17 protein-coding genes and 2 pseudogenes are annotated in these 22,484 nt (G+C 61.5%); 8 read left to right on the top strand and 11 right to left on the bottom strand.

All coding sequences use genetic code 11. The features are described from left to right. Positions 1 to 13: 13 nt before the first annotated feature. The 11 genes from ACODTD_RS09605 to edd form a co-directional block, all read right to left on the bottom strand. On the bottom strand, positions 14 to 868 hold the full coding sequence (locus ACODTD_RS09605) for a D-hexose-6-phosphate mutarotase (RefSeq protein WP_221615331.1): 855 nt from the start codon (positions 866 to 868) through the stop codon (positions 14 to 16). Between the two features lie 116 nt (positions 869 to 984). Further along, positions 985 to 2,331, bottom strand: coding sequence for a carbohydrate porin (locus ACODTD_RS09610; RefSeq protein WP_489104788.1), 1,347 nt, complete (start codon positions 2,329 to 2,331; stop codon positions 985 to 987). 132 nt (positions 2,332 to 2,463) lie between these two features. Next, positions 2,464 to 3,624, bottom strand: coding sequence for an ABC transporter ATP-binding protein (locus tag ACODTD_RS09615; protein WP_064383728.1), 1,161 nt, complete (start codon positions 3,622 to 3,624; stop codon positions 2,464 to 2,466). A 2-nt stretch (positions 3,625 to 3,626) separates the two neighbouring features. Then, positions 3,627 to 4,472 (bottom strand): carbohydrate ABC transporter permease, encoded by an 846-nt coding sequence (locus ACODTD_RS09620; RefSeq protein WP_011335608.1) that lies wholly within the window; start codon positions 4,470 to 4,472, stop codon positions 3,627 to 3,629. Further along, positions 4,465 to 5,373 (bottom strand): carbohydrate ABC transporter permease, encoded by a 909-nt coding sequence (locus ACODTD_RS09625; protein ID WP_011335609.1) that lies wholly within the window; start codon positions 5,371 to 5,373, stop codon positions 4,465 to 4,467. The genes ACODTD_RS09620 and ACODTD_RS09625 overlap by 8 nt, the downstream gene beginning before the upstream one ends. A gap of 93 nt (positions 5,374 to 5,466) precedes the next feature. Continuing rightward, the gene (locus ACODTD_RS09630) at positions 5,467 to 6,768 is read right to left on the bottom strand and encodes an ABC transporter substrate-binding protein (RefSeq protein ID WP_007951167.1); all 1,302 of its coding nucleotides are present in this window, start codon (positions 6,766 to 6,768) and stop codon (positions 5,467 to 5,469) included. Between the two features lie 118 nt (positions 6,769 to 6,886). Beyond that, the gene (locus ACODTD_RS09635) at positions 6,887 to 8,146 is read right to left on the bottom strand and encodes a D-mannose isomerase (protein WP_201816202.1); all 1,260 of its coding nucleotides are present in this window, start codon (positions 8,144 to 8,146) and stop codon (positions 6,887 to 6,889) included. Between the two features lie 104 nt (positions 8,147 to 8,250). Further along, positions 8,251 to 9,678 carry an ATP-binding protein gene (locus ACODTD_RS09640; protein ID WP_170929703.1) on the bottom strand — a complete coding sequence of 476 codons (1,428 nt, stop codon included), beginning with the start codon at positions 9,676 to 9,678 and terminating at the stop codon, positions 8,251 to 8,253. Between the two features lie 31 nt (positions 9,679 to 9,709). Then, on the bottom strand, positions 9,710 to 10,441 hold the full coding sequence (locus ACODTD_RS09645) for a response regulator (protein ID WP_011335612.1): 732 nt from the start codon (positions 10,439 to 10,441) through the stop codon (positions 9,710 to 9,712). Between the two features lie 79 nt (positions 10,442 to 10,520). Then, positions 10,521 to 11,477, bottom strand: coding sequence for a glucokinase (locus ACODTD_RS09650; RefSeq protein ID WP_489104789.1), 957 nt, complete (start codon positions 11,475 to 11,477; stop codon positions 10,521 to 10,523). After that, positions 11,474 to 13,300 carry a phosphogluconate dehydratase gene (edd, locus tag ACODTD_RS09655; protein WP_085745187.1) on the bottom strand — a complete coding sequence of 609 codons (1,827 nt, stop codon included), beginning with the start codon at positions 13,298 to 13,300 and terminating at the stop codon, positions 11,474 to 11,476. Before edd ends, ACODTD_RS09650 begins: the two co-directional genes overlap by 4 nt. A 220-nt stretch (positions 13,301 to 13,520) precedes the next feature. Here edd and gap point away from each other — a divergent pair, with 220 nt between their 5' ends. From gap to ACODTD_RS09695, 8 genes and pseudogenes are all read left to right on the top strand, one after another. Then, positions 13,521 to 14,522: a type I glyceraldehyde-3-phosphate dehydrogenase gene (gene gap / locus ACODTD_RS09660; RefSeq protein ID WP_085689348.1), complete on the top strand. Its 1,002-nt coding sequence runs from the start codon at positions 13,521 to 13,523 to the stop codon at positions 14,520 to 14,522. A gap of 119 nt (positions 14,523 to 14,641) precedes the next feature. After that, on the top strand, positions 14,642 to 15,160 hold the full coding sequence (locus ACODTD_RS09665; RefSeq protein WP_201816208.1) for an RNA polymerase sigma factor: 519 nt from the start codon (positions 14,642 to 14,644) through the stop codon (positions 15,158 to 15,160). A 124-nt stretch (positions 15,161 to 15,284) separates the two neighbouring features. Then, entirely contained in the window at positions 15,285 to 16,250 is a 966-nt protein-coding gene (locus tag ACODTD_RS09670; protein WP_011335617.1) for a FecR family protein, read from the top strand. A 122-nt stretch (positions 16,251 to 16,372) separates the two neighbouring features. Further along, positions 16,373 to 18,958, top strand: a complete 2,586-nt coding sequence (locus ACODTD_RS09675) for a TonB-dependent receptor (RefSeq protein ID WP_285354197.1) — start codon at positions 16,373 to 16,375, stop codon at positions 18,956 to 18,958. A gap of 109 nt (positions 18,959 to 19,067) precedes the next feature. Then, positions 19,068 to 19,664 carry a biliverdin-producing heme oxygenase gene (locus ACODTD_RS09680; RefSeq protein ID WP_011335619.1) on the top strand — a complete coding sequence of 199 codons (597 nt, stop codon included), beginning with the start codon at positions 19,068 to 19,070 and terminating at the stop codon, positions 19,662 to 19,664. Positions 19,665 to 19,755: 91 nt separating this feature from the next. Then, on the top strand, positions 19,756 to 20,151 hold the full coding sequence (locus ACODTD_RS09685) for a YbaN family protein (protein WP_011335620.1): 396 nt from the start codon (positions 19,756 to 19,758) through the stop codon (positions 20,149 to 20,151). A 453-nt stretch (positions 20,152 to 20,604) separates the two neighbouring features. After that, a pseudogene (locus ACODTD_RS09690) lies at positions 20,605 to 21,612 on the top strand (methyl-accepting chemotaxis protein); the annotation flags it as partial. Positions 21,613 to 21,942: 330 nt separating this feature from the next. Beyond that, positions 21,943 to 22,470 (top strand): annotated as a pseudogene (locus tag ACODTD_RS09695) (methyl-accepting chemotaxis protein); the annotation flags it as partial. Between the last annotated feature and the right edge of the window lie 14 nt (positions 22,471 to 22,484).

Here is a 22,484-nt window from a genome sequence, read left to right on the forward strand (position 1 = left end):
GTGGGGACGATCATCACGCAGCAGCCCAAGCCTGCAAACTCAAATGCGCCTTCTCCCCCGGCGCCAGATGCAGACTGTCGGTGCCGCCCGCCGCCGCTTCAACACAGACAAATTCAGAGATCTCGTCCCAGCTCACGCCCAACAACGGCCGCGCACCCGGATGCCACACCACGGTGTCCGCGCTGTCACCGGTATCGATGCACAACTCGCGCTGCCAGGCGTGATCCTTGAGCTGCAACTCGCCGTCGTGCTGGAACACTCGCTGACAGCCGCCATCAACCCGCAACTCGCCTTCCTGCTGGCAAACCTCGCGGTTCAACTGGTCATAACCCTGCGCTCCTTCGAGCCCAGACAGCGCTATCTCACTCACATCACCAATACGCCAGTAAGCGTGCAAAGCCTGGCTCAACTGGCACGGCATGTCGTCCTGATGCTCGGTACTCAGGCGCAATTCCATGCGTTCGCCCAAGTGCGCGTGCAGGTCCACCTGCCAGTCGCACAGCTGCAATTGCCAATGCAGGCGCACGCCATCATCGCTGGTGCTGCTGTCGAGCAGTTTCCAGTCCAGCAGGCGCGCCCAGCCATGGGACGGCCACGCGTTTTCGCTCGGGTGACGGCCATACCACGGCCAGCACACCGGCACGCCGCCGCGAATCGCGCCGACATGCGGCCACTTCGCGGCGCACCACAGCCACGGTTTTTGCCCGCGCGGCTGAAAGTGCAGCAACTGCGCGCCCTGACGACTGAACACCGCCTGACACAGCGGATGATCGATCACCAGCACATCGCGCATCTGATAGCGCTCCCAGGCGAACACCGGTCGTTCGCGCAGGGATTTGAAGAAGCGTTGCAGCGGATGCTCATGCATGGGCCACGGTTCCAGATTCAACTTTCATGGGCTGCGACACCCCTGTCCAAAAAAAAGCGGACAGCCTTGGCTGTCCGCAAATATGCGCACATAGAGAGGAGCTTATCGCAGACGCGTCAGAACGTAGACTGAATTTTCAGGCCAGCGACCAAAGCGTTATCCACTTCATCCACACCGCCCGGATGAGTGATGTATTGCAGGTTCGGGCGCACGGTCAGCCAGTTGGTCACGTGGAAGCCGTAGTTGATCTCGTAGTTGTATTCGGTTTCACGAATCGGCGAGAACACCGGATTGTCGTAGTCCGAAACACCGTTGGCGACGTTGAGCAGTTCGGCGTTTTTCTTCACGTCATTGTTCACGTGAATGCGTGCCGCACCGATACCGACGTCATCTTTCGGACGTGCGTCGAACGGGCCTTTGTACACAAACATCAAGGACTGGTAGTTGTCGATGAAGTTGGTGTCCTTGTCATGGAACGTGGCGTTGGCAGCGATGTTCAGACCACGGCTCTTGTCACCGTTGTGGCTGGTGAGTTGTTGCTGTGCAACGAACCAGTAACCGTGCTTGCTGCTGTGGGTGCGGTAGGCGTCACCGGTGGTTGCCGCGTCGAAACCGTTGACGTCTTCGCGAACGTCGTCGGCATCGGCCGTGCTCTTGTAGTAACCGACACGGTATTCGCCCGGCAGGCCGTTCGGGTTAGGCAACCAGACCAGTTCCACTGGCAACACGGTGCCTTTGGTACCGCTGCCGCTCAACTTGAAGCCGTTGCCGTGTTCCAGTTGCGACGGGTTCTGGTTGTACGCACCAATCTGCGCGTAGAGCTCGTCGTTGATGTTGTATTTGACGCGAATGGCCGCCTGGCTGACCGGCCAGTTGTACCAGATGTTGGTCGCCCAGTTGCCCACTTGCGAACCGCAGAACGCCAGGTTCTGGAACTCGCACGGGAAGGTATTGAAATCTTCGCCTTCGCCGAAGTAACCGGCCTTGACGTCGAGCTTGTTGTCGAAGAACTGGTGTTTGATCCACAACTGGGTCAGACGCACCATGTGGCCACGACCGTAGACTTCCTGCGAGGAGCTGAGTGTGCCGGCACGCGGATCGCCAACACGGTCGTTGGAAATGTTTTCGCCATTACGGTTGGTCAGCTGGATCTTGGCCTGAGTGTTGTCCCAGCCCCACAGTTTCTGCAGGTCCAGCGCCACGCCCAGACCGAACTGGTCGGAGTAACGCGCCGTCTTGTCGTTGTTGTAGCCGCCGTGCAGGTTGCCGCCCACCTCACCGACGTAGTCCATCTTGATGTCGATACCCTGCTCGATCAGCTTGGTACGTTCGCCACCCCAGTCCCCGGTCATCCACTCCGAATCGGAGCTGAACGCGTCAGCCGCGTGGACGCTGCCGGCCAGCATCATTGCCGCAACCGCTGACAACTGGCCGATTCGCTGAGCGTTGTTGTTCTTCTTCATCCCTACATCCTCGTTTTATTGTTATTAACTGTTCTTCTTATCTAACGCGGTTTACATCTGATGCGGCGCGCGACAGGCCACGCACCGCGTGCTCCCTGCGGAAACGGGCGAGCCCGCTCCCGCATTTGTTGATCAGCGACCCTTGAACTGGGCCACGTTGGCGCTGTGCGACTCGGTTTTCGGCAGGCCCGCAACCCCCAGGCGCTCGCCGGACTTGGCATCGAACAGCAGCACTTTCGACGGATCGAATTGCAGGGTCAGGGTCTCACCCACCTGCGGCGCCACATCCGGCGCCAGACGGCAGCAGACCTTGGTGTCGTTGAGGTTGACGAACACCAGGGTGTCCGGACCGGTCGGCTCGGTGACCTGCACTTCAGCCTTGATGCTCGGCAAGCCATTGCCCTCGCCATTGGCCAGGACAATCTGCTCCGGGCGCAGGCCGAGGATCACTTCGCGGTCTTCGAGACCGGCGTCCTGCATCGCCATCGGCAATTCGCAACGGGCCTGGCCGCTGTCGAGCAGCGCCACCAGACGGCCGTCCTTGCGTTGCAGGCGCAGCGGGATGAAGTTCATCGGCGGCGAACCGATGAAGCTCGCCACGAACAGGTTGGCCGGGTCGTTGTAGATCTCTTTCGGCGTACCGAACTGCTGGATGATCCCGTCCTTCATCACCGCCACTTTGTCGCCCAGGGTCATCGCTTCGATCTGGTCGTGGGTCACGTAGACCGTGGTGGTTTTCAGGCGCTGGTGCATCAGTTTCATTTCGGTGCGCATCTCGACGCGCAGCTTGGCGTCGAGGTTGGACAGCGGTTCGTCAAACAGGTAGATCTTCGGTCGACGCGCCAGCGCACGGCCCATCGCCACGCGCTGTTGCTGACCGCCGGAGAGCTGGCCCGGCTTGCGATTGAGCAGGTGCTCGATCTGCAACAGCTTGGCCACGCGGGCGACTTCTTCGTCGATCGCCGACTGGCTCATCTTGCGGATCTTCAGACCGAACTCGATGTTCTCGCGCACGCTCATGGTCGGGTACAGCGCGTAGGACTGGAACACCATGGCGATGTCACGATCCTTGGGGCTCATGCCGCTGACGTCCTGGTCACCGATCATGATCGCGCCGCCGGTGATGGTTTCCAGGCCGGCGATGCAGTTCATCAGGGTCGACTTGCCGCAGCCCGAAGGCCCGACGAGGATCAGGAACTCACCGTCCTTGATCGACAGTTCGATGTTCTTCAGGGTGTCCGGCAGGCCGGCACCGTAGGTCTTGTTTACATTGCGAAGTTCGAGCGTAGCCATGATTACCCCTTGACTGCGCCGGCCGTCAGCCCGCGCACGAAATACTTGCCTGCGACCACATAGACCAGCAGGGTCGGCAGCCCGGCGATCATCGCCGCCGCCATATCCACGTTGTATTCCTTGGCCCCGGTGCTGGTGTTGACCAGGTTGTTCAGCGCCACCGTGATCGGTTGCGAATCACCGCTGGAGAACACCACGCCGAACAGGAAGTCGTTCCAGATCTGGGTGAACTGCCAGATCAGGCAGACCATGATGATCGGGGTGGACATCGGCAGGATGATCTGGCGGAAGATCGTGAAGAAGCCCGCGCCATCGAGACGTGCCGCTTTGATCAGCGCATCCGGAATGCTCACGTAGTAGTTACGGAAGAACAGCGTGGTGAACGCCAGACCGTAGACCACATGGATGAACACAAGGCCGGTGGTCGTACTCGCCAGGCCCATCTTGCCGAGGGTGAACGAGGCCGGCAGCAGCACGGTCTGGAACGGCAGGAAGCAGCCGAACAGCAACAGGCCGAAAAACAGCTGCGAACCACGGAAGCGCCAGAACGACAGTACATAACCGTTCAACGCACCGATGGCGGTGGAGATGATCACGGCCGGAACGGTGATCTTGATCGAGTTCCAGAAGTAGCCGTCAACGGTCGCCCAGGCTTTCACCCAGCCGATGCCGCTGACCACGGTCGGCCAGCTCAGCAGGTTGCCGGTGGAGATGTCTTCCGGGGTCTTGAAGCTGGTCAGCAGCATGACCACCAGCGGTACCAGATACAGCAGGACCGCGAGGATCAGCACCGCGTAAATCGCGACGCGACTCAGGCTGATGGCGGGTTTCGAAGCGAGACTAGTCATGACGCTTGGTCCTCAGCTCGGAGTACAGGTAAGGCACGATGATCGCGAGGATCGCACCGAGCATCAGGATTGCACTGGCCGAACCCATGCCCATTTGTCCACGGCTGAAGGTGAACGAGTACATGAACATCGCCGGCAAATCGGAGGAATAACCCGGGCCGCCGGCCGTCATGGCCGCTACCAGGTCGAAGCTCTTGATCGCGATGTGCGCCAGGATCATCACCGCACTGAAGAACACCGGACGCAGGCTTGGCAGCACCACTTTCCAGTAGATGCGCGGCATGCTCGCGCCGTCGATCTGGGCGGCACGGATGATCGACTGATCAACGCCACGCAGACCGGCGAGGAACATCGCCATGATGAAGCCCGAAGCTTGCCAGACCGCCGCGATCACCAGGCAATACACCACGCGATCCGGGTCGATCAGCCAGTCGAGACGGAAGCCTTCCCAGCCCCAGTCCCGCAGCAATTTGTCCAGGCCCATGCCCGGGTTGAGCAGCCATTTCCACGCGGTACCGGTGACGATCATCGAGAGCGCCATCGGGTACAGGTAAATGGTGCGGATAAAGCCCTCGCGACGGATCCGCTGGTCGAGGAACACTGCCAGCAATACGCCGATCACCAGGGTGATACCGATGAACATGCCGCCGAACACGGCCAGGTTCTTGCTCGCCACCCACCAGCGGTCGTTGTCGAACAGGCGCTCGTATTGCGCCAGGCCTGCCCATTTGTAGTTCGGCAGGAAGGTCGACGTGGTGAACGACAGGACAAACGTCCAGAGGATATAGCCATAGAAGCCCACCAGAACGATGAACATGCTCGGCGCCAGCACCAGTTTCGGTAGCCAGCGCTGCAATGCGTCGAACGGCGAGGCCTTGCTGAACACAGCAACAGAACTCATGGGAAGATCCAGTAAAGAAAATGAAGGACCGCTGCAAACTGCAGGCTTCAGGCCGATGCGCGACCTGAAGCTTGCAGCTGCTCTACGCTGACGTTACTTGGCAGCCTTGATGGCGGTGCCGAGTTTCTTCGCAGCGTCGGCCGGGTCGGCTTTCGGGTCGTTGATGTAGTTGGTCACGACATCAAAGAACGCACCCTGCACGGCCAGCGTGGTCGCCATGTTGTGCGCCATGCTTGGCTGCAAGCCACCGTTCTTGGCGTCTGCCAGGAAGTCTTTGGCAGCGGTCTGCGCGCAGGAGTCGAAACCGTACTTGCCCATGTCGGCGAGCATGTCGTTACGCACCGGGATCGAGCCCTTGTTGATGCTGAAGACTTTCTGGAAGTTTTCACCCAGCACGACTTTGGCGATGTCCTGCTGACCGGCCGCGGTGCCCGCGTCCTTCTGCTTGAACACGGCCAGGGAGTCGATGTTGTAGGTGAACGCCTTGTCGGTGCCCGGGAACGCTACGCACTCGTAGTCCTTGCCGGCGACTTTCTTGGCGGCGGTCCATTCGGACTTGGCCCAGTCACCCATGATCTGCATGCCGGCCTTGCCGTTGATGACCTTGGCCGCTTCCAGGTTCCAGTCCTGGCCTTTGCCGTCCTGGTCCATGTAGGTCGCGACTTTCTTCAGCTCGGTCAGGGCCTTGACCATTTCCGGGCCGGTCAGGGCAGCGTTGTCCAGGTCGACCAGGGCTTTCTTGTAACCATCAACACCCATCACCGACAGCACGACCGCTTCGAACACGGTGCTGTCCTGCCATGGCTGACCGCCGTGGGCCAGCGGAATGAAGCCCGCCGCTTTCAGCTTGTCGCCGGCGGCGTAGAATTCTTCGAGGGTGGTCGGGGCTTTTTCGATACCGGCTTTCTTGAAGACTTCCGGGTTGATCCACAGCCAGTTCACGCGGTGAATGTTCACCGGTACGGCTACGTAATCACCTTCGAACTTCACGGTGTCGGAGACTTTCTTGTCGAGCAGGCTGTCCCACTTCTCGGACTTGGAAACGTCTTTCAGGACGTCAGTGTCGAGCAGACCGGTCGACGCCCATTCCTGGATGTCCGGGCCTTTGATCTGGGCAACGCCCGGCGGGTTGCCGGCTACCGCGCGGCTTTTCAGCACGGTCATGGCAGTCGCACCGCCACCGCCGGCGACAGCGCCGTCTTTCCAGGTGAAACCGTCTTTCTCGACTTGTGCCTTGAGCACATCGACGGCAGCTTTTTCGCCACCGGACGTCCACCAATGCACGACTTCCACCGAACCTTTGGATTCGGCAGCGGAAACACTCAGGGGCAGCACAGCGAGCGGGAACAGGGAGGCGACAGAAATGACAGTAGCGAGGCGAGAAATCGCATTCATCTGAGATGTACCTTTCTTGTTGTTATGCATGCAAGTCTGGTGCTTGCGCTGCACACGAGTTTAAACAGAGCGTTTCCCCCCGCAGGTAACGAAGGGACGCGCGAATGTCACCACATGGTTACACAGGAACGCTTCGAGACAGGTGTGCCAGAGCACTGGCCATGCTCGGCGCCAGCGGCAGACGCGGAATCAGCACGGCCTGCCAGGCGTGGTACAGATCCGGTTTGCCCGCCCAGATATCGGCGCTCGGGCGGTTTTGCGGGTCAAGTTCGTGATGCCAGCTGCCGTCGCAGCGGTCGATGAAATACGTTTCGCAAAATTCCCAGAACAGGCGATACCAGGTTTCGTACTGCGCATCGCCGGTGCGTTTGAGCAAGGCACTGGCGGCAGCGCTGGCCTCGGCGTGGGTCCAGTGCAGGCGATGGCGCACCACGGCTTTGTTGTTCCAGTCGAGGGTATAAACGATGCCCGGCGCACCGTCGACGTCCCAGCCATGGCGGCAGTTTTGTTCGAACAGCTTTTGCGCGTCGGTGGCCAGCCAGCCGGGGGTGAGCATGCCAGCCTGGACCCGCGCGGCTTCGAGGTGCAGCAACAGCCGCGCCCACTCGAAACCGTGCCCCGGCGTGGTGCCGTAGGGACGGAAACCGTCGGCGGGATTGTCATGGTTGTAGTCGCGCAGCGGCTGCCAGTTGCGGTCGAAATGCTCGATCACCAGGTAATCGTTGGCAGCGGCGTGCCCGTGAATCACCCGCTCGACGATGCGCTGCGCACGCACCAGCCAGCGCGGGTCGTCGGTGACATCGGCCAAAGCGAGGAACGCTTCGGTGGCGTGCATGTTGCTGTTGGCGCCGCGATAGGCTTCCTCTTCGCGCCAGTCGCGATTGAAGAACTCGCGCATGGCGCCCTCTTCTTCGCTCCAGAAATACGTGTCGATGATGTCGATGGCGTCATCCAGCAACGCCTGCGCGCCGGGACGCTGGGCGACCACAGCGGAACTGGCCGCGAGCGCGACGAAAGCATGCAGATAGGCGTTCTTGCCGGTGTTGCCATCACGGTGTTCGGCGACGGCGAACCAGCCACCGTGCAGCGCATCACGCAACGGGCCGCGCAGGGCCGCAATGCCGTGATCGACCAGCTCGGCGAATCCCGGCAGGCCCTGAATGTGGGCCATGGCGAAGCTGTGGGTCATGCGCGCGGTGTTCATGGTTTCGGCTTGCGCGCCGGCCTGAAGCTGGCCGCGCTCATCGAGATTGCCAAAGCCCTCGGGCAACCGTGAAGCCTTGGCGAACGCCAGCAGGCGCAGGCCTTCATCGGCGAGCCATTGCTGGTGGGCAGGGGCGTTCAGCCAACTGCTGAAGCCCGGATTGAAGTGATCCATGGGTGGCCTTTTTTGTTGTTATGACTGCGGGCAGTCTAAACAACGGGCCGGGAGGGTCTTGTAACGAAGGGGGCGGGTTTTGTCACCGAGCGGTGACAATCAGATCAATCCGCCGAACGCGGCAATTGCAGGGTCACGCGTAATCCACCCTCACGCAGATTCTGCAACGTCACCTCCCCCCCATGGCTATGAGCAATGTTGCGGGCGATCCCCAACCCCAGCCCGTAACCCTGCTGCTGTCCCGCCAAGCGGAAGTGCGGCTCGAACACCTGCTCCAGCCGCTGCTCCGGCACGCCCGGCCCTTCATCGTCGACATGCAGCACGAATGCGCTTTCGTCGTCATCGATGTGCAGGTGCGCGTTCTGGCCGTACTTCAACGCGTTGTCGATCAGGTTGCCGATGCAGCGCTTGAGCGCCAATGGCTTGCCCGGATACGCCGCCAGCGCCCGCCCCTGCTGGGTCACGCGGCCATTGCCGTTGGGCGCCAGATACGGTTCCACCAGGCAGTCGAGTACATGATTGAGATCCACCGGCTCGATGTTTTCGTGGATGTCGGTGTCTTTCACGCATTGCAGCGCGCCTTTGACCAACAGCTCCAATTCATCCAGGTCACGGCCGAACTTGGTTTGCAGCTGTTCGTCTTCCAGCAGTTCGACCCGCAGACGCAAACGGGTGATCGGCGTGCGCAGGTCATGGGAAATCGCGCTGAACAACTGACTACGCTCGGTCAGGTAACGGCTGATGCGTTCGCGCATGGTGTTGAAGGCGCGGCCCACTTCGACCACTTCACTGCCGCCGCCCTCGGCCACCGGCTCGACGTCGGCGCCCAGCGACAAATCCCGCGCGGCTCGCGCCAGACGCTTTAGCGGCCGGCTCTGCCAGTGCACCAGCAGACCGATGAACAACAACAGAAAACCACTGGTGAAGACGATGAACCACACTTGCTGGGTCGGCAGACCCTGTTCTTCAAGACTGGTGTAGGGTTCGGGCAGCAGCGAGGCGATGTACAGCCATTCACCCGGCGCCAATTGAATCTGGGTCACCAGCACCGGTGGATTCACCGGTTCCAGGGTCAACGCGTAATGCGCCCACGAACGCGGCAACTCATCAAGTTTCAACCCGGCGTTGAAGATCCGTAAGTCATCGGGGCTGACGAAGGTCACCAGAATGTCGGTGTCCTGGCCCAGCGACTGGCGCAGCACTTCATCCACCGCTTTCAGCACCGCGGCCTTGCGCGGCGTCACCGGCAACACCTCCATGCCCAGCGGTTTGTCATTCAGTGTCACCACAAAACGCGTGCCGCCCATGCTGCGCAATTGGTCGAGCACCAGCGGCCGATAAGCCACCGGCAACGAGCGGAAATAACTGACGCTGGCGGTCATCGAATGGGCGAGGCTGCGGGCGCTGGTGACCAGGCCTTCGAGCTGGGTCGCGCGCAATTGGGACACCCAGATCACGCTGGACAGCGTCTGGGCGAACAACACCGCGAGCAACGTCAGCAGCAGCATCCGCCCGAGCAGCGAACGCGGCATCGGCACTTTGCGCGCGGTGGTGCGCAGGAACTCAGTGACCATTGCCGGCAACCACATTGGCTGCCAGTTGGTAGCCGCTGCCACGCACGGTGCGGATCAGGCGCGGCGGTTTTTCGGTGTCGCGCAGACGCTGGCGCAAACGGCTGACGGCCATGTCGACGATGCGGTCGAGGGGCATCAGGTCGCGGCCACGGGTGGCGTTGCCGATGGTGTCGCGGTCGAGGATTTCCTGGGGATGATCAAGAAACAGTTTCAACAGGGCGAAGTCGGCGCCGGACAGAATCACCTCCTCGCCGTCGGCGTGAAACAGCCGATGGCTGACCATGTCCAGCCGCCATTCATCGAACGCCAGCACTTCACTGCCGCCGCGTTCCTGGCCGAATTGGGCGCGGCGCAGCAGGGCCTTGATCCGGGCCTGCAGTTCGCGGGGGCTGAAAGGTTTGCCGAGGTAATCGTCGGCGCCGAGCTCCAGGCCGATGACCCGGTCGGCTTCGTCGGAACTGGCGGTGAGCATGATGATCGGCACCTGGGCCTGACGCGGATGCTGGCGCACCCAGCGGCACAGGCTGAAGCCATCTTCATCCGGCAGCATCACATCGAGGATCACCAGATCGCTCGGCGCCTCGTTAAGCGCCTGACGAAAACCGGCGCCATCCGCCGTGGCCCGTACCTGAAAACCCGCGCGGGTCAGGTAGGTTTCCAGCAACTCGCGTATCTCCTGGTCGTCATCGACCAACAAAATCGACTTGTTGACTGAGCTCACTTCGAAGGCATCCTTGTTGTTGGAATTGGGCGGATTATGCCTGATGTGTCGAGGGTTCCCACGCCCGGCGTGGGAATGATCATTGACCGGATTGTTCGAGCGCCACTCCTGCACCGACGAGCCCCGAGTACGGCGCCGTCACCAGCCACACCGGAATCCCCTTGAAGTAATCGCTCATGCAGCCCTTGTCGGCAAAACTGCGGGCGAAACCGCTTTCGAGGAAGAAATCGGCAAAACGCGGAATCACGCCGCCCACGATGTACACCCCGCCACGGCCGCCCGTGGTCAGCACGTTGTTGCCGGCCACGCGACCGAGCCAGCAGCAGAACTGCTCCAGCACTTCCAGGGCAATCGGGTCGCCTGCAAGCCCCGCCGCAGTGATGGCTTCCGGCGTATCGAGTTTCGGTTCATGACCATCCACCGCGCAGATCGCCCGGTAGACCCGCGGCAAGCCGCCGCCGCTCAACGCGGTTTCCGCGCTGACGTGGCCGATCTCGTTGTGGATGTGCTGCCAGAGCTGGGTTTCACGCGGACTGCTCAGCGGCAGATCGACATGACCGCCCTCGCCCGGCAACGCGGCAAACCGCCCTTCGCCGAGATCAAGCAAGGTGCCGACGCCCAGGCCAGTGCCAGGGCCGATCACTACCGCCGGGCGCAATGGCTCCGGCGTGCCCTCGCAGACCACACGAAATTCGCCCGGCTGCAAACGGGTCATGCCCAACGCCATCGCCGAGAAGTCGTTGACCAGCAACAGCTGCTCGACCTGCAAGGTCTGGCAGAACGCCTTGCGGCTCAGGCGCCAATGGTTGTTGGTAAACTTGAATTCATCGCCGCTCACCGGCCCCGCCACCGACAGGCACACCGAACCGATGGCGCCCGGCGCCAGACCGAGCCTGCTGAGGTAGAGGCTGATCGCCTCTTCCGGGCTGGCATGGTCGGCCGTGGCCAGCACCTGAACCGATTCGAGCTGCTGATCTTTCCACAACGCAAACCGCGCGTTGGTGCCTCCGATGTCACCGACCAAAGCCAGTTTCAATTAAGCGTCTCCAGGGCAGAAGTGAAGGCGCTGGCGCCCTGCTCCGCCGAGCTGAAGGCCAAACGCATGAAGCCAAACAGTTCGCGACCGCTGCCGATGTTGTTGCCCAACAGGCCTTTGGCGGGTTCGCGCGCTGCGAATTCGGCGGCGTCCACCTTGAGTTCCAAAGTGCCTTTGACGCCATCGACGCGGATGATATCGCCCTCTTGCACGCGCGCCAAAGCGCCGCCGACATAAGCCTCGGGGCTGACGTGAATCGCCGCCGGGATTTTCCCCGAAGCGCCGGACATGCGCCCGTCTGTCACCAACGCCACCTTGAAGCCTCGATCCTGCAGCACGCCGAGGAACGGCGTCATCTTGTGCAGTTCCGGCATGCCGTTGGAGCGCGGGCCCTGGAAGCGCATCACCGCGACAAAATCCTTCTCCAGCAAACCGGCCTTGAAGGCGTCGGCCAGATCCTGCTGATCCTGGAACACCATGGCCGGCGCTTCGACGATCTGGTTTTCCAGCGCGACGGCGGACACTTTCATCACGCCGCGACCGAGGTTGCCCTCCATCACGCGCAAGCCGCCCTCTGCCGAGAACGCACGGGCCACCGGGCGCAGGATGTTTTCGTCGAGGCTGTCGGTCGGGCCTTCGCGCCACACCAACTTGCCGTTATCGAGGAACGGCTCCTTGGTGTACTGGCTCAGGCCGTGGCCGAGCACGGTGTTGACGTCTTCGTGCAGCAGGCCGGCTTCGAGCAGTTCGCGGATCAGGAACGACATGCCGCCCGCTGCCTGGAAGTGGTTGATGTCAGCCTTGCCGTTTGGATAAACGTGGCTCAGGGTCGGCACGACTTCGGAGAGGTCGGCCATGTCCTGCCAGGTCAGTTGAATGCCCGCCGCCATGGCGATGGCCGGCATGTGCAGGGTGTGGTTGGTCGAGCCGCCGGTGGCGTGCAGCGCGACGATCGAGTTGACCAGCGCCTTCTCGTCGACGATTTCACCGATCGGCATGAAGTTGCCGTTCTGTTTGGTCAGGCGGGTGACCTGATGCGCGGCTTCGCGGGTCAGCGCCTCACGCAGCGGGGTGTTCGGATTGACGAACGATGCGCCCGGCAGGTGCAGGCCCATCACTTCCATCAGCAACTGGTTGGTGTTGGCGGTGCCGTAGAAGGTGCAGGTGCCCGGGCTGTGGTAGGACTTCATCTCCGATTCCAGCAGCTCTTCGCGGGTCGCCTTGCCTTCGGCGTACTTCTGCCGCACGTCGGCTTTTTCCTTGTTGGAAATCCCCGAGACCATCGGCCCGCCCGGGACGAAAATCGTCGGCAGGTGACCGAAACGCAGGGAGCCCATCATCAGGCCCGGCACGATCTTGTCGCAGATGCCGAGCATCAGCGCGCCGTCGAACATGTTGTGGGACAGCGCCACCGCCGTCGACATCGCGATCACTTCGCGGCTCGGCAGGCTGAGTTCCATGCCCGGTTCACCCTGGGTCACGCCGTCGCACATCGCAGGCGTGCCGCCGGCGAACTGGCCGACCGAGCCGATTTCGCGCAGGGCGTTCTTGATCTGCTCCGGGAAGACTTCGTACGGCTGGTGCGCCGAGAGCATGTCGTTATATGACGAAACAATCGCGATGTTGGCCGAGTTCATCATCCGCAGGCTGTGCTTGTCTTCGCTGCCACACCCGGCCACGCCGTGGGCGAAGTTGGCGCATTGCAGTTTGCCGCGCATCGGCCCGTCAGTTGCAGCGCCGCGAATCAGCGCAAGGTAAGCCTGACGCGTGGCGCGGCTGCGGGCGATAAGCCGTTCGGTGACCTCAAGAACGCGGGGATGCATGTGTAGAACTCCAGGCTAACGGATGTGGCGACCTGATTGTCTATGCTGATCAAAAGCCCGTTCGCGTGGGATGACGAACGGTTTTGTTGATCATTCGGACCAGTTGATTCAGGTCACTCGTTGTAGATAAAACAAAATATTGCCACTAAAAAGGCTTGTTTTCTATTTTTATGCGAATAATCTTGTAATTCCAACAACAAAACGACGGCGGCGCTGTTCAATGACTCTTCGAATCGCAATCAATGGTTTTGGCCGCATCGGCCGTAATGTCCTGCGCGCACTGTATACCCAAGGCTATCGTCAGGATTTGCAGATCGTCGCCATCAACGATCTGGGCGACAGCGCGATCAATGCGCATCTGCTCAAGTACGACACCGTTCATGGCACATTCGACGCCGAAGTGGCTCATGACAACGAGAGCCTGACCGTCAACGGCGACCGCATTTCGGTCAGCGCCATCCGCAACCCGGCCGACCTGCCATGGGCCGCGGAAAAGATTGATGTGGTGTTCGAATGCACCGGTCTGTTCACCGACCGGGCCAAAGCCGCTGCGCATATTACCGCCGGCGCACGCAAAGTGATTATCTCGGCCCCGGCCAAAGGCGCCGATGCCACCGTCGTTTACGGTGTGAACCACGACATTCTGCGCCAGTCGCACCAGATCATTTCCAACGCGTCGTGCACCACCAACTGCCTCGCGCCAGTCGCGCAAGTGCTGCACCGCGAGTTGGGCATCGAAAGCGGTCTGATGACCACCATTCATGCCTACACCAACGACCAGAACCTGACCGACGTCTATCACACCGACCCGTACCGAGCGCGCTCCGCCACCCAGAACATGATCCCGAGCAAGACCGGCGCTGCCGAAGCCGTGGGCCTGGTGCTGCCGGAACTGGCGGGCAAGCTGACCGGCATGGCCGTGCGCGTACCGGTGATCAATGTGTCACTGGTTGACCTGACCGTGCAGTTGAAGCGCGAAGCCTCGGCCGATGAAGTCAATGCACTGATGAAAGCCGCGAGCCAGCATTCGAAGATCCTTGGCTACAACACTCTGCCGCTGGTTTCGAGCGACTTCAACCACAACCCGCTGTCGTCGATCTTCGACGCCAACCACACCAAAGCCAGCGGCAAACTGCTGAAAGTACTTGCCTGGTACGACAACGAGTGGGGCTTCTCCAACCGCATGCTCGATAACTGCCTGGCGCTGTGCAACGCGGAATAAAACCGCTGCCGCCCTTTTGAGAGCGGGCAAAAGCTTTACCCACCTTTGACAAATCAACACTTGACCATTCGGGCGGATGATAAGCATTATCATTCGCTCGAAATGGATCAGGTCCTCCCGTGAGTCAATCACACTTCAATCACGTCTTCCTCGCCCAGCGCACCTCGCTGCTGCGGACCCTGGAACGGATGGTCAACAACCACAGCACCGCCGAAGACCTGTTGCAGGAAACCTACCTGCGCGTCACCCGGGCGCTGGGCGAACGGGCCATCGATCACCTTGAACCCTTTGTCTTCCAGACCGCGCGCAACCTGGCGCTGGACCATTTGCGTGCGCGCAAGATTCATTCACGCACCATGGTCGACGACGTGCCGCAGGACGTGGTGCACAGCGTCGCCGCCCCCGCCAGCAGCGCCGAAGACGCCGCCCACGCCGAACAATTGCTGGAGCGTCTGAACGTGAGCCTCGGTGAACTCAGCCCCCGCCAACAACAAATCTTCATCCTCAGCCGTCTGCACGGGCGCAGCTATCAGGAAATCGCCGAAGAACTGAGCGTCTCTCTCAGCACGGTGCAGAAAGAACTCAAACTGATCATGACCATCTGCATCGGTGTCGCCGAGCGTTTGAATGGCGACTGATGCCGTAGGGCTTTTCTGTAAACCTCAGGATCGACTGCACTGATCATCGGGCTTTGTTACCCTTGCCCGACTTTTACGCTTCACTAAAAAAACAGCCGTGCACAGACACTGCCGAGGAAACACCGTGACGGACACCCACCGCTCCCCTTCGCCTTCATCGGCGCAGGACGCCGCCAGCGCAATGGACCAGGCTCTGGACTGGCTCATCGTGCTCGGCAGTCCGGACGAGGAGCAGACCCGGCAATTCCATGCCTGGCTGGCGGCCGATCCGTTGAATGCCGAGGCGTTCGCCAGGGCCCAGGCAATCTGGGACGGCCCGCAGATCGCCCAGTGCGCGCAGAACCTCGCGGCCAAACCGAAGAAAGTCACCGTCCTCACACGTCTGCGCCCGCACTGGAAACCGCTGGCCACCGCCGCGGTGCTGCTGCTCGGGCTATTCAGTTTCAGCGACCTGCCGATGCGTCTGCAGGCCGATCACCTGACCGTGGTCGGCGAGCGTCAGCGCTTGCAGCTCGAGGACGGTTCGAAGGTCCTGCTCAACACTAACTCCGCCTTCTCCAGCACGATCAACGATCAGCAGCGGGTCGCGCGGCTGTATCAGGGCGAAGCATTTTTCGAGATTCCGGCCAGCCGCAGTCAGCCGCTGGAAATCGACGCCGGCCCGGTGAAAGCCAGCGTGCGCGACACCGCGTTCGCCGTACGTTATCTCGACGGCGTGGCGCAGGTGCGGGTGCAGCGTGGCGATGTCGATCTGCGTGCGACCCGTGATGATGCACGGGTGCGGCTGTCCGCCGGAGAAAGCATCCGCATCGGCCCGAACGGTTTCGACCACCCGGCCAAGGTCGACGCCGCTACCGATCTGGCGTGGGTGCAGGGTCGGCTGATCTTCGAGAACTGCCCGCTGAACCAGGTGCTGGCGGAACTGCGCCGCTACTATCCGGGCTTCATCATCAACACCAACGAACAGTTAGCCGACGTCGCCGTCACTGGCAATTACCGTCTCGACCAGCCGCTGGACGTGGTGCGTTCGCTCGCTCACATCACCTCGGCCAAGCTTCAGGAATTCCCAGCGCTGGTGATTCTGAACTAAATGAGAATTATTTTTACTCGATAGCCAAAGCTCGTTCGTCTCGTTATAGCCAATGCAATTGATTCGCATCTCGCGAGATCAATCAGCACCTATAAAGATTCGTGCGACACGGAGCGCTATCGATGTCCTCTCGCCTTACCCGCCAGACTTCTTCCCCTTCCCGCGTGCTGTCGCTGCTGACCGCCGCCATCCTGATGGCCGGCACCGCGCCGCTGATGGCCGCCACCGAACAGCCGACGCGCAACATGGGCGATTACTCGTTCGCCATTGCCCAGCAGCCGCTGGTGTCGGCGCTCAATGCGTTCACCGCGGTCACCGGCTGGCAGGTCGGTTTGCCGGCGGAACTGGGTCAAGACGTGTCGTCGCCGGGCGTGCGCGGTTCGCTGCCACCGGAAAAAGCCCTGGAGCGTCTGTTGGTGGGGACCAACCTGAGCTTCCGCAAACTGAGCAACAACAACGTCGTGCTGGAAAAACGCGCCAGCAGCGGCGCACTCAACCTGGATCAGGTGACCATCAGCGCCACCCGCCAGGAACAGTCGATCAATAGCGTGCCGGCCACCGTCACCGTGCAGACCCGTCAGGATCTGGACCGCAACAACGTCAACACCATCAAGGATCTGGTGCGCTACGAGCCGGGCGTATCCGTGGGCGGCGCCGGCCAGCGTGGCGGGATCAGCGGCTACAACATTCGCGGCATCGACGGCGACCGCATCCTGACTCAGGTCGACGGCGTCGAAGTGCCGGACGGTTTCTTCAATGGTCCGTACGCCAAGACTCAGCGCAATTACGTTGACCCGGAAATCGTCAAACGCGTCGAAATTCTTCGCGGCCCGGCCTCGGTGCTGTACGGCAGCAACGCCATCGGCGGCGCGGTCAGCTACTACACCCTCGACCCGGACGACATCATCAAGCCCGGCAAAGACGTCGGCGCCCGCCTGAAAACCGGCTACAGCTCCGCCGACGAGAGCTGGCTGAAATCCGCCACCGTCGCCGGTCGCGCCGACCAGTTCGACGGCTTGCTGCACTACAGCCAGCGCGACGGTCATGAAACCGATTCCTACGGCAGCAACAACGGCACGGGCCTGGAACGCACCGCCGCCAACCCGGAGGACGTGAAAGCCACCAACGTGCTGGCCAAGATCGGCTGGAACTACAACGAAGGTTCGCGCCTGGGCCTGACCTACGAAAAGTACAAGGATGATCGCGACACCGATCAGAAAAGCGCCTACGGCGGCCCGTACTTCAACGGTGCTCCGACGATCCCGAACAGCGTGCTGCCCGGCGGCATGTACCAGTGGCGCACCGGCAACGACACCATCACCCGCGAGCGTTTCGGCCTGGAGCACAGCTTCGAGCTCGACAGCCTGCTGGCGGACAACGTGAAGTGGAGCCTCAACCACCAGACCGCCAAGACCGACCAGAGCACCGACGAGTTCTATTACCCGATCACCCGTAAAGTCCTGCGCACCCGCGACACGATCTACGAAGAAAAACAGTGGGTCTTCGACGCGCAACTGGACAAGGCATTCGCCATCGGTGACACCGATCACGTGCTGACCTACGGCACCACGATCAAGCAGCAGAAAGTCACCGGCTCGCGCAGCGGCGACGGCAAGTGCCTGGCGGTCGGTCGCGGCTGCACCGCCATCGGCGCTACCAGCGCAGCCGACGTGCTGAAAAAGTCCAGCGACTTCCCGGACCCGACCATCAACACCTACAGCCTGTTCGCCCAGGATCAGATCAGCTGGAACAACTGGACCTTCCTGCCGGGCCTGCGCTACGACTACACCCAGCTCAAGCCGCACATCACCCAGGAATTCCTCAACACCGTGGCCGCCGACGGTAATGGCACGGTCAGTGATTCGAACAAGACATGGCATAAAGTCTCGCCGAAATTCGGCCTGACCTACGCCCTGACCGAAAACTACACCTGGTACGGTCAGTACGCCGAAGGCTTCCGCACCCCGACCGCGAAAGCCCTGTACGGCCGCTTCGAGAACAGCACCACCGGCTACAACGTGGCACCGAACCCGGACCTGGAGCCGGAAAAGAGCAAAAGCTATGAAACCGGCCTGCGCGGCAACTTCGAGCAAGGCTCGTTCGACGTGGCGGTGTTCTATAACAAGTACCGCGACTTCATCAACGAAGACGCCGTCACCCCTGGCTACGACGAGCTGACCTTCCAGTCGAGCAACATCAAGCACGCCACCATCAAGGGTGCCGAAGTCAAAGGTCGTCTGAACCTCGATTCCTTCGGCGCGCCGCAAGGCCTGTATACCCAGGGTTCGATCTCCTACGCCTACGGACGCAACAACGACAACGGCGAGCCGTTGAACAGCGTCAACCCGCTGACCGGCGTGTTCGGCCTCGGTTACGACCAGGACAACTACGGCGGCCTGCTGAGCTGGACCGTGGTCAAGAAGAAGGATCGCGTCGACGACAGCAACTTCAAATCGCCGGACGGGGTCAGCAGTCAGTTCAAGACTCCGGGCTTCGGCATTCTCGATCTGGCCGGTTATTACAAGGTCACCGACGACGTCACCGTCAGCGGCGGCATCTACAACCTGACCGACAAGAAATACTGGCTGTGGGATGACGTGCGCGGTTACGACAGCGTCGGCGAAGCGTCGGTGACACAACCGGCCAACCTCGATCGCCTGACCCAGCCGGGTCGCAACTTCGCGATCAATCTGGTCTGGGATATCTGATCCGGATGACCTCACGGCGCGCGCATGGCCGCGCCGTGAGGTTTTTTTACTGTCCGGCGCTTGCCCGTACGTCTCGTTATCAAGCGCCTCTTCTTTTCAAGGACATCTCATGAGCACCCCGGAAAAAGCCCTGCGTTCGCAACGCCTGAACCAGATCACCCACGAGCCGCACAGCAAGCTCGATGCGCTGGTCAAGGCCCACGCGCCGTTCGAGACCCGCGCCAATTTCGCCCGCTTCGTGGTTGCGCAATACCTGTTCCAGTCGGAGCTGGTGTCGCTGTACAACGATGCCGAACTGACCGCTATCGTCCCTGACCTGCCGGCCCGCTGCCGCGCCGAAGCCGCCAGGGCCGACCTCGCCGACCTCGACACCGAAGTGCCTGCGCCAGTCGCCGGCGCGGTGAAAAACCCGAGCAAGGCCCGCGCCCTCGGCTGGATTTTCGTGTCCGAGGGTTCAAAGCTTGGCGCTGCGTTCCTGATCAAACGCGCGGTGGCGCTGGACCTGAGCGAAACCTTTGGCGCCCGTCATCTGGGCGAACCTGAAGGCGGTCGTGCCGAAGGCTGGAAGAGCTTTGTACGCACCCTCGATTCGCTGCAATTCAGCGCTGAAGAGGAAGCCGAAGTGGAGCAAGGCGCGATCGACGCGTTCAACCGCTTCACCGTGTTGCTGGAACAGGCTTACTCGACTGAAGCCGAACCGGCCTGATTGCTTAATTCCTGTGGAAGCCTGGCTTCCACAGGGAACTGCATAAGCCTGTAAGATTCCCATCCCGCTTCATAAGTCTCTCGCTGAGCCCATGCCCCAACCCGCCGCCTCCCGACTCGCCCGCCTGCTGTTCGGCCTGCTCGCCTATGTCAGCCTCGGCATCGGCCTGATCGCCATCGTCGTGCCCGGCCTGCCGACCACCGAGTTCATCCTGCTCGCTGCCTGGGCCGCGACCCGCAGTTCGCCGCGCCTGAGTGCCTGGCTGGAAAACCATCGTCTGTTCGGCCCGATCCTGAGCAACTGGCGCAACGGCAAGATCATCGCCCGCAAGGCCAAGGTCAGCGCCACGGTCAGCATGTTGCTGTGCGCCACGCTGATGCTGGTGATGCTCGATCACGGCTGGCCGATCTATCTGGCGATTGTGGGGATGACGATGGGCAACCTGTGGATCTGGTCACGACCGGAAGCGTTGCCGAAAATTTCCTGATTTTCCCCTTGTTTTCAGGGTATTTACCCGCGCAAACGTTTAGCCGCGACCGCTCGTCGGCTTGTGATTCATGCCTGTCCGCCCCGCGCCGATGAGCATTGAATGGCGCTGAATGGATTTGGCGAACCGGGCACCTTCCTGCCTCTTAGCCAACAGCTCATCCATTCGCGAGAACGTCCCATGTTCGACTCTCTGTCCATTCGCCTGAAAATCGTCCTGCTCTCCGGCCTGTGCCTGCTCGGTGTGGTCGCGCTGATCGTTGGCATCAATATTTACCAGACCAACCAGAACGACGAACTGGTCAGCACTTCCAGCAGCAAGATGCTCACCGCCAGTGTGCAGGACCTGCTGCAGGCCAAGGCTGCCGAACAGGCGGTGCAAGTGCAGAAAACCTTCGGCGAGAGCCTGCTGGTGATCACCGCCCTGGCCGACCAGGTCAAGGACATGCGCGTCATGGCTGCCAAGCGTTCGCTGGACGCCGGCGCCCTGCGTGAAGAGTTGAACCAGAGCCTGAAAACCGCCTTCGAACGCAACAGCAAGGTGCTCGGCATCTGGCTGGCGTTCGAACCGAACGGACTGGATGGCAAGGACAGCGAATTCGCCAACGATGCCGCGCGTCAGTCCAACGAGGCGGGGCGTTTCGCCAGTTACTGGAGCCGTGCTGCGGGTCCGTCGCTGAACACGATCATGGTCGAAGACGACATGAACAAGACCACCCTCAGCCTCAGCGGCACGCCTTACAACAGCTGGTACACCTGCCCTCGCGACAACAAGCGCACCTGCCTGCTTGATCCTTACGCCGATACCGTGGGCGGCAAGGAAATGCTCATGACCACCATTTCCGTACCGTTGCTGGTGGACGGCAAGGCCATCGGCGTGGTCGGCATCGACATTGCCCTGGATGCGCTGCAAGCGGCGGCCGTCAATTCCCAGCGTGAGCTGTTCAACAGTGCCGGACACATGCTGATCGTCTCCGGCAGCGGCGTGCTGGGCGCCTACAGCACCGACGCAACCAAAGTCGGCAAAGGCATCACCGAAACCCTCGGTGCCGAAGGCAAGGACATCCTGCAACTGCTGAGCGCCGGCACGCCGAAGATTCTCGAACAGGGCGACCTGATCCGCGCCGTGTACCCGGTCGATCCGATTGGCAACTCCCGGGCCTGGGGCGTGGTCATCGACCTGCCGAAACAAGTGCTGCTGGCCGACTCGGTCAAGCTCCAGGCAGTGCTCGACGATGCCCAGCAAACCGGCATGATTACCGCGTTGGCGGTGGCCGTGATCGCCGGCCTGATCGGTCTGCTGCTGATCTGGCTCACCGCCTCCGGCGTGACCCGCCCGATCAACAGCGTCGCCGAAATGCTGAAGAACATCGCCAGCGGCGAAGGCGACCTGACCCAGCGCCTGAACTACACCAAGAAAGACGAACTGGGCGAACTGGTGAACTGGTTCAACCGCTTCCTCGACAAGCTGCAACCGACCATCGCCCAGATCAAACAGAGCATCACCGAGGCCCGTGGCACCGCCGATCAATCGTCGGAAATCGCCCGCCAGACCAGCGAAGGCATGCAGGTGCAGTTCCGCGAGATCGATCAGGTGGCAACCGCCTCCAACGAGATGAGCGCCACCGCCCACGACGTGGCCAACAGCGCCTCGAATGCGGCCAACGCGGCGAAAGGCGCCGACCAGTCGGCCAAGGACGGCATGTCGATCATCGAGCGCAGCACCCGCGACATCAATCAACTGGCGGACGAAGTCAGCAAAGCGGTGACCGAAGTCGAAGAGCTGGCAGTCAACAGCGAGCAGATCGGTTCGGTGCTGGAAGTGATCCGCAGCATCGCTGAACAGACCAACCTGCTGGCACTGAACGCCGCGATCGAAGCGGCCCGTGCCGGTGAAAGCGGTCGTGGTTTTGCGGTGGTGGCCGACGAAGTCCGTAACCTCGCCAAGCGCACTCAGGATTCGGTGGAAGAAATCCGCGTGGTCATCGAACGCATCCAGACCGGCACCCGTGGCGTGGTCGCGACCATGCACTCGAGCCAGACCCAGGCTCACAACAACGCCGGGCAGATCCGCCAGGCCGTGGACGCCCTCGGCAAGATCAGCGACGCGGTCACCGTGATCAGCGACATGAACCTGCAGATCGCCAGCGCCGCCGAACAGCAGAGCGCGGTGGCCGAAGAGGTCAACCGCAACGTCTCGGCGATCCGCACCGTCACCGAAACCCTGACCGAACAGGCCACCGAATCGGCGGCGATCAGCAGCCAGCTCAACGCCCTGGCCAGCCAGCAGATGAAATTGATGGATCAGTTCCGCGTCTGATTTGATCTATGATC

The sequence above is a fragment of the Pseudomonas sp. FG35 genome (assembly GCF_057809295.1).

Excerpts from the sequence above, each read along its gene's own strand:
- ACODTD_RS09605 (WP_221615331.1), bottom strand. The coding sequence starts at position 868 with ATGCATGAGCATCCGCTGCAACGCTTCTTCAAATCCCTGCGCGAACGA.
- ACODTD_RS09610 (WP_489104788.1), bottom strand. The coding sequence starts at position 2,331 with ATGAAGAAGAACAACAACGCTCAGCGAATCGGCCAGTTGTCAGCGGTT.
- ACODTD_RS09615 (WP_064383728.1), bottom strand. The coding sequence starts at position 3,624 with ATGGCTACGCTCGAACTTCGCAATGTAAACAAGACCTACGGTGCCGGC.
- ACODTD_RS09620 (WP_011335608.1), bottom strand. The coding sequence starts at position 4,472 with ATGACTAGTCTCGCTTCGAAACCCGCCATCAGCCTGAGTCGCGTCGCG.
- ACODTD_RS09625 (WP_011335609.1), bottom strand. The coding sequence starts at position 5,373 with ATGAGTTCTGTTGCTGTGTTCAGCAAGGCCTCGCCGTTCGACGCATTG.
- ACODTD_RS09630 (WP_007951167.1), bottom strand. The coding sequence starts at position 6,768 with ATGAATGCGATTTCTCGCCTCGCTACTGTCATTTCTGTCGCCTCCCTG.
- ACODTD_RS09635 (WP_201816202.1), bottom strand. The coding sequence starts at position 8,146 with ATGGATCACTTCAATCCGGGCTTCAGCAGTTGGCTGAACGCCCCTGCC.
- ACODTD_RS09640 (WP_170929703.1), bottom strand. The coding sequence starts at position 9,678 with ATGCCGCGTTCGCTGCTCGGGCGGATGCTGCTGCTGACGTTGCTCGCG.
- edd (WP_085745187.1), bottom strand. The coding sequence starts at position 13,300 with ATGCATCCCCGCGTTCTTGAGGTCACCGAACGGCTTATCGCCCGCAGC.
- gap (WP_085689348.1), top strand. The coding sequence starts at position 13,521 with ATGACTCTTCGAATCGCAATCAATGGTTTTGGCCGCATCGGCCGTAAT.
- ACODTD_RS09675 (WP_285354197.1), top strand. The coding sequence starts at position 16,373 with ATGTCCTCTCGCCTTACCCGCCAGACTTCTTCCCCTTCCCGCGTGCTG.
- ACODTD_RS09680 (WP_011335619.1), top strand. The coding sequence starts at position 19,068 with ATGAGCACCCCGGAAAAAGCCCTGCGTTCGCAACGCCTGAACCAGATC.
- ACODTD_RS09685 (WP_011335620.1), top strand. The coding sequence starts at position 19,756 with ATGCCCCAACCCGCCGCCTCCCGACTCGCCCGCCTGCTGTTCGGCCTG.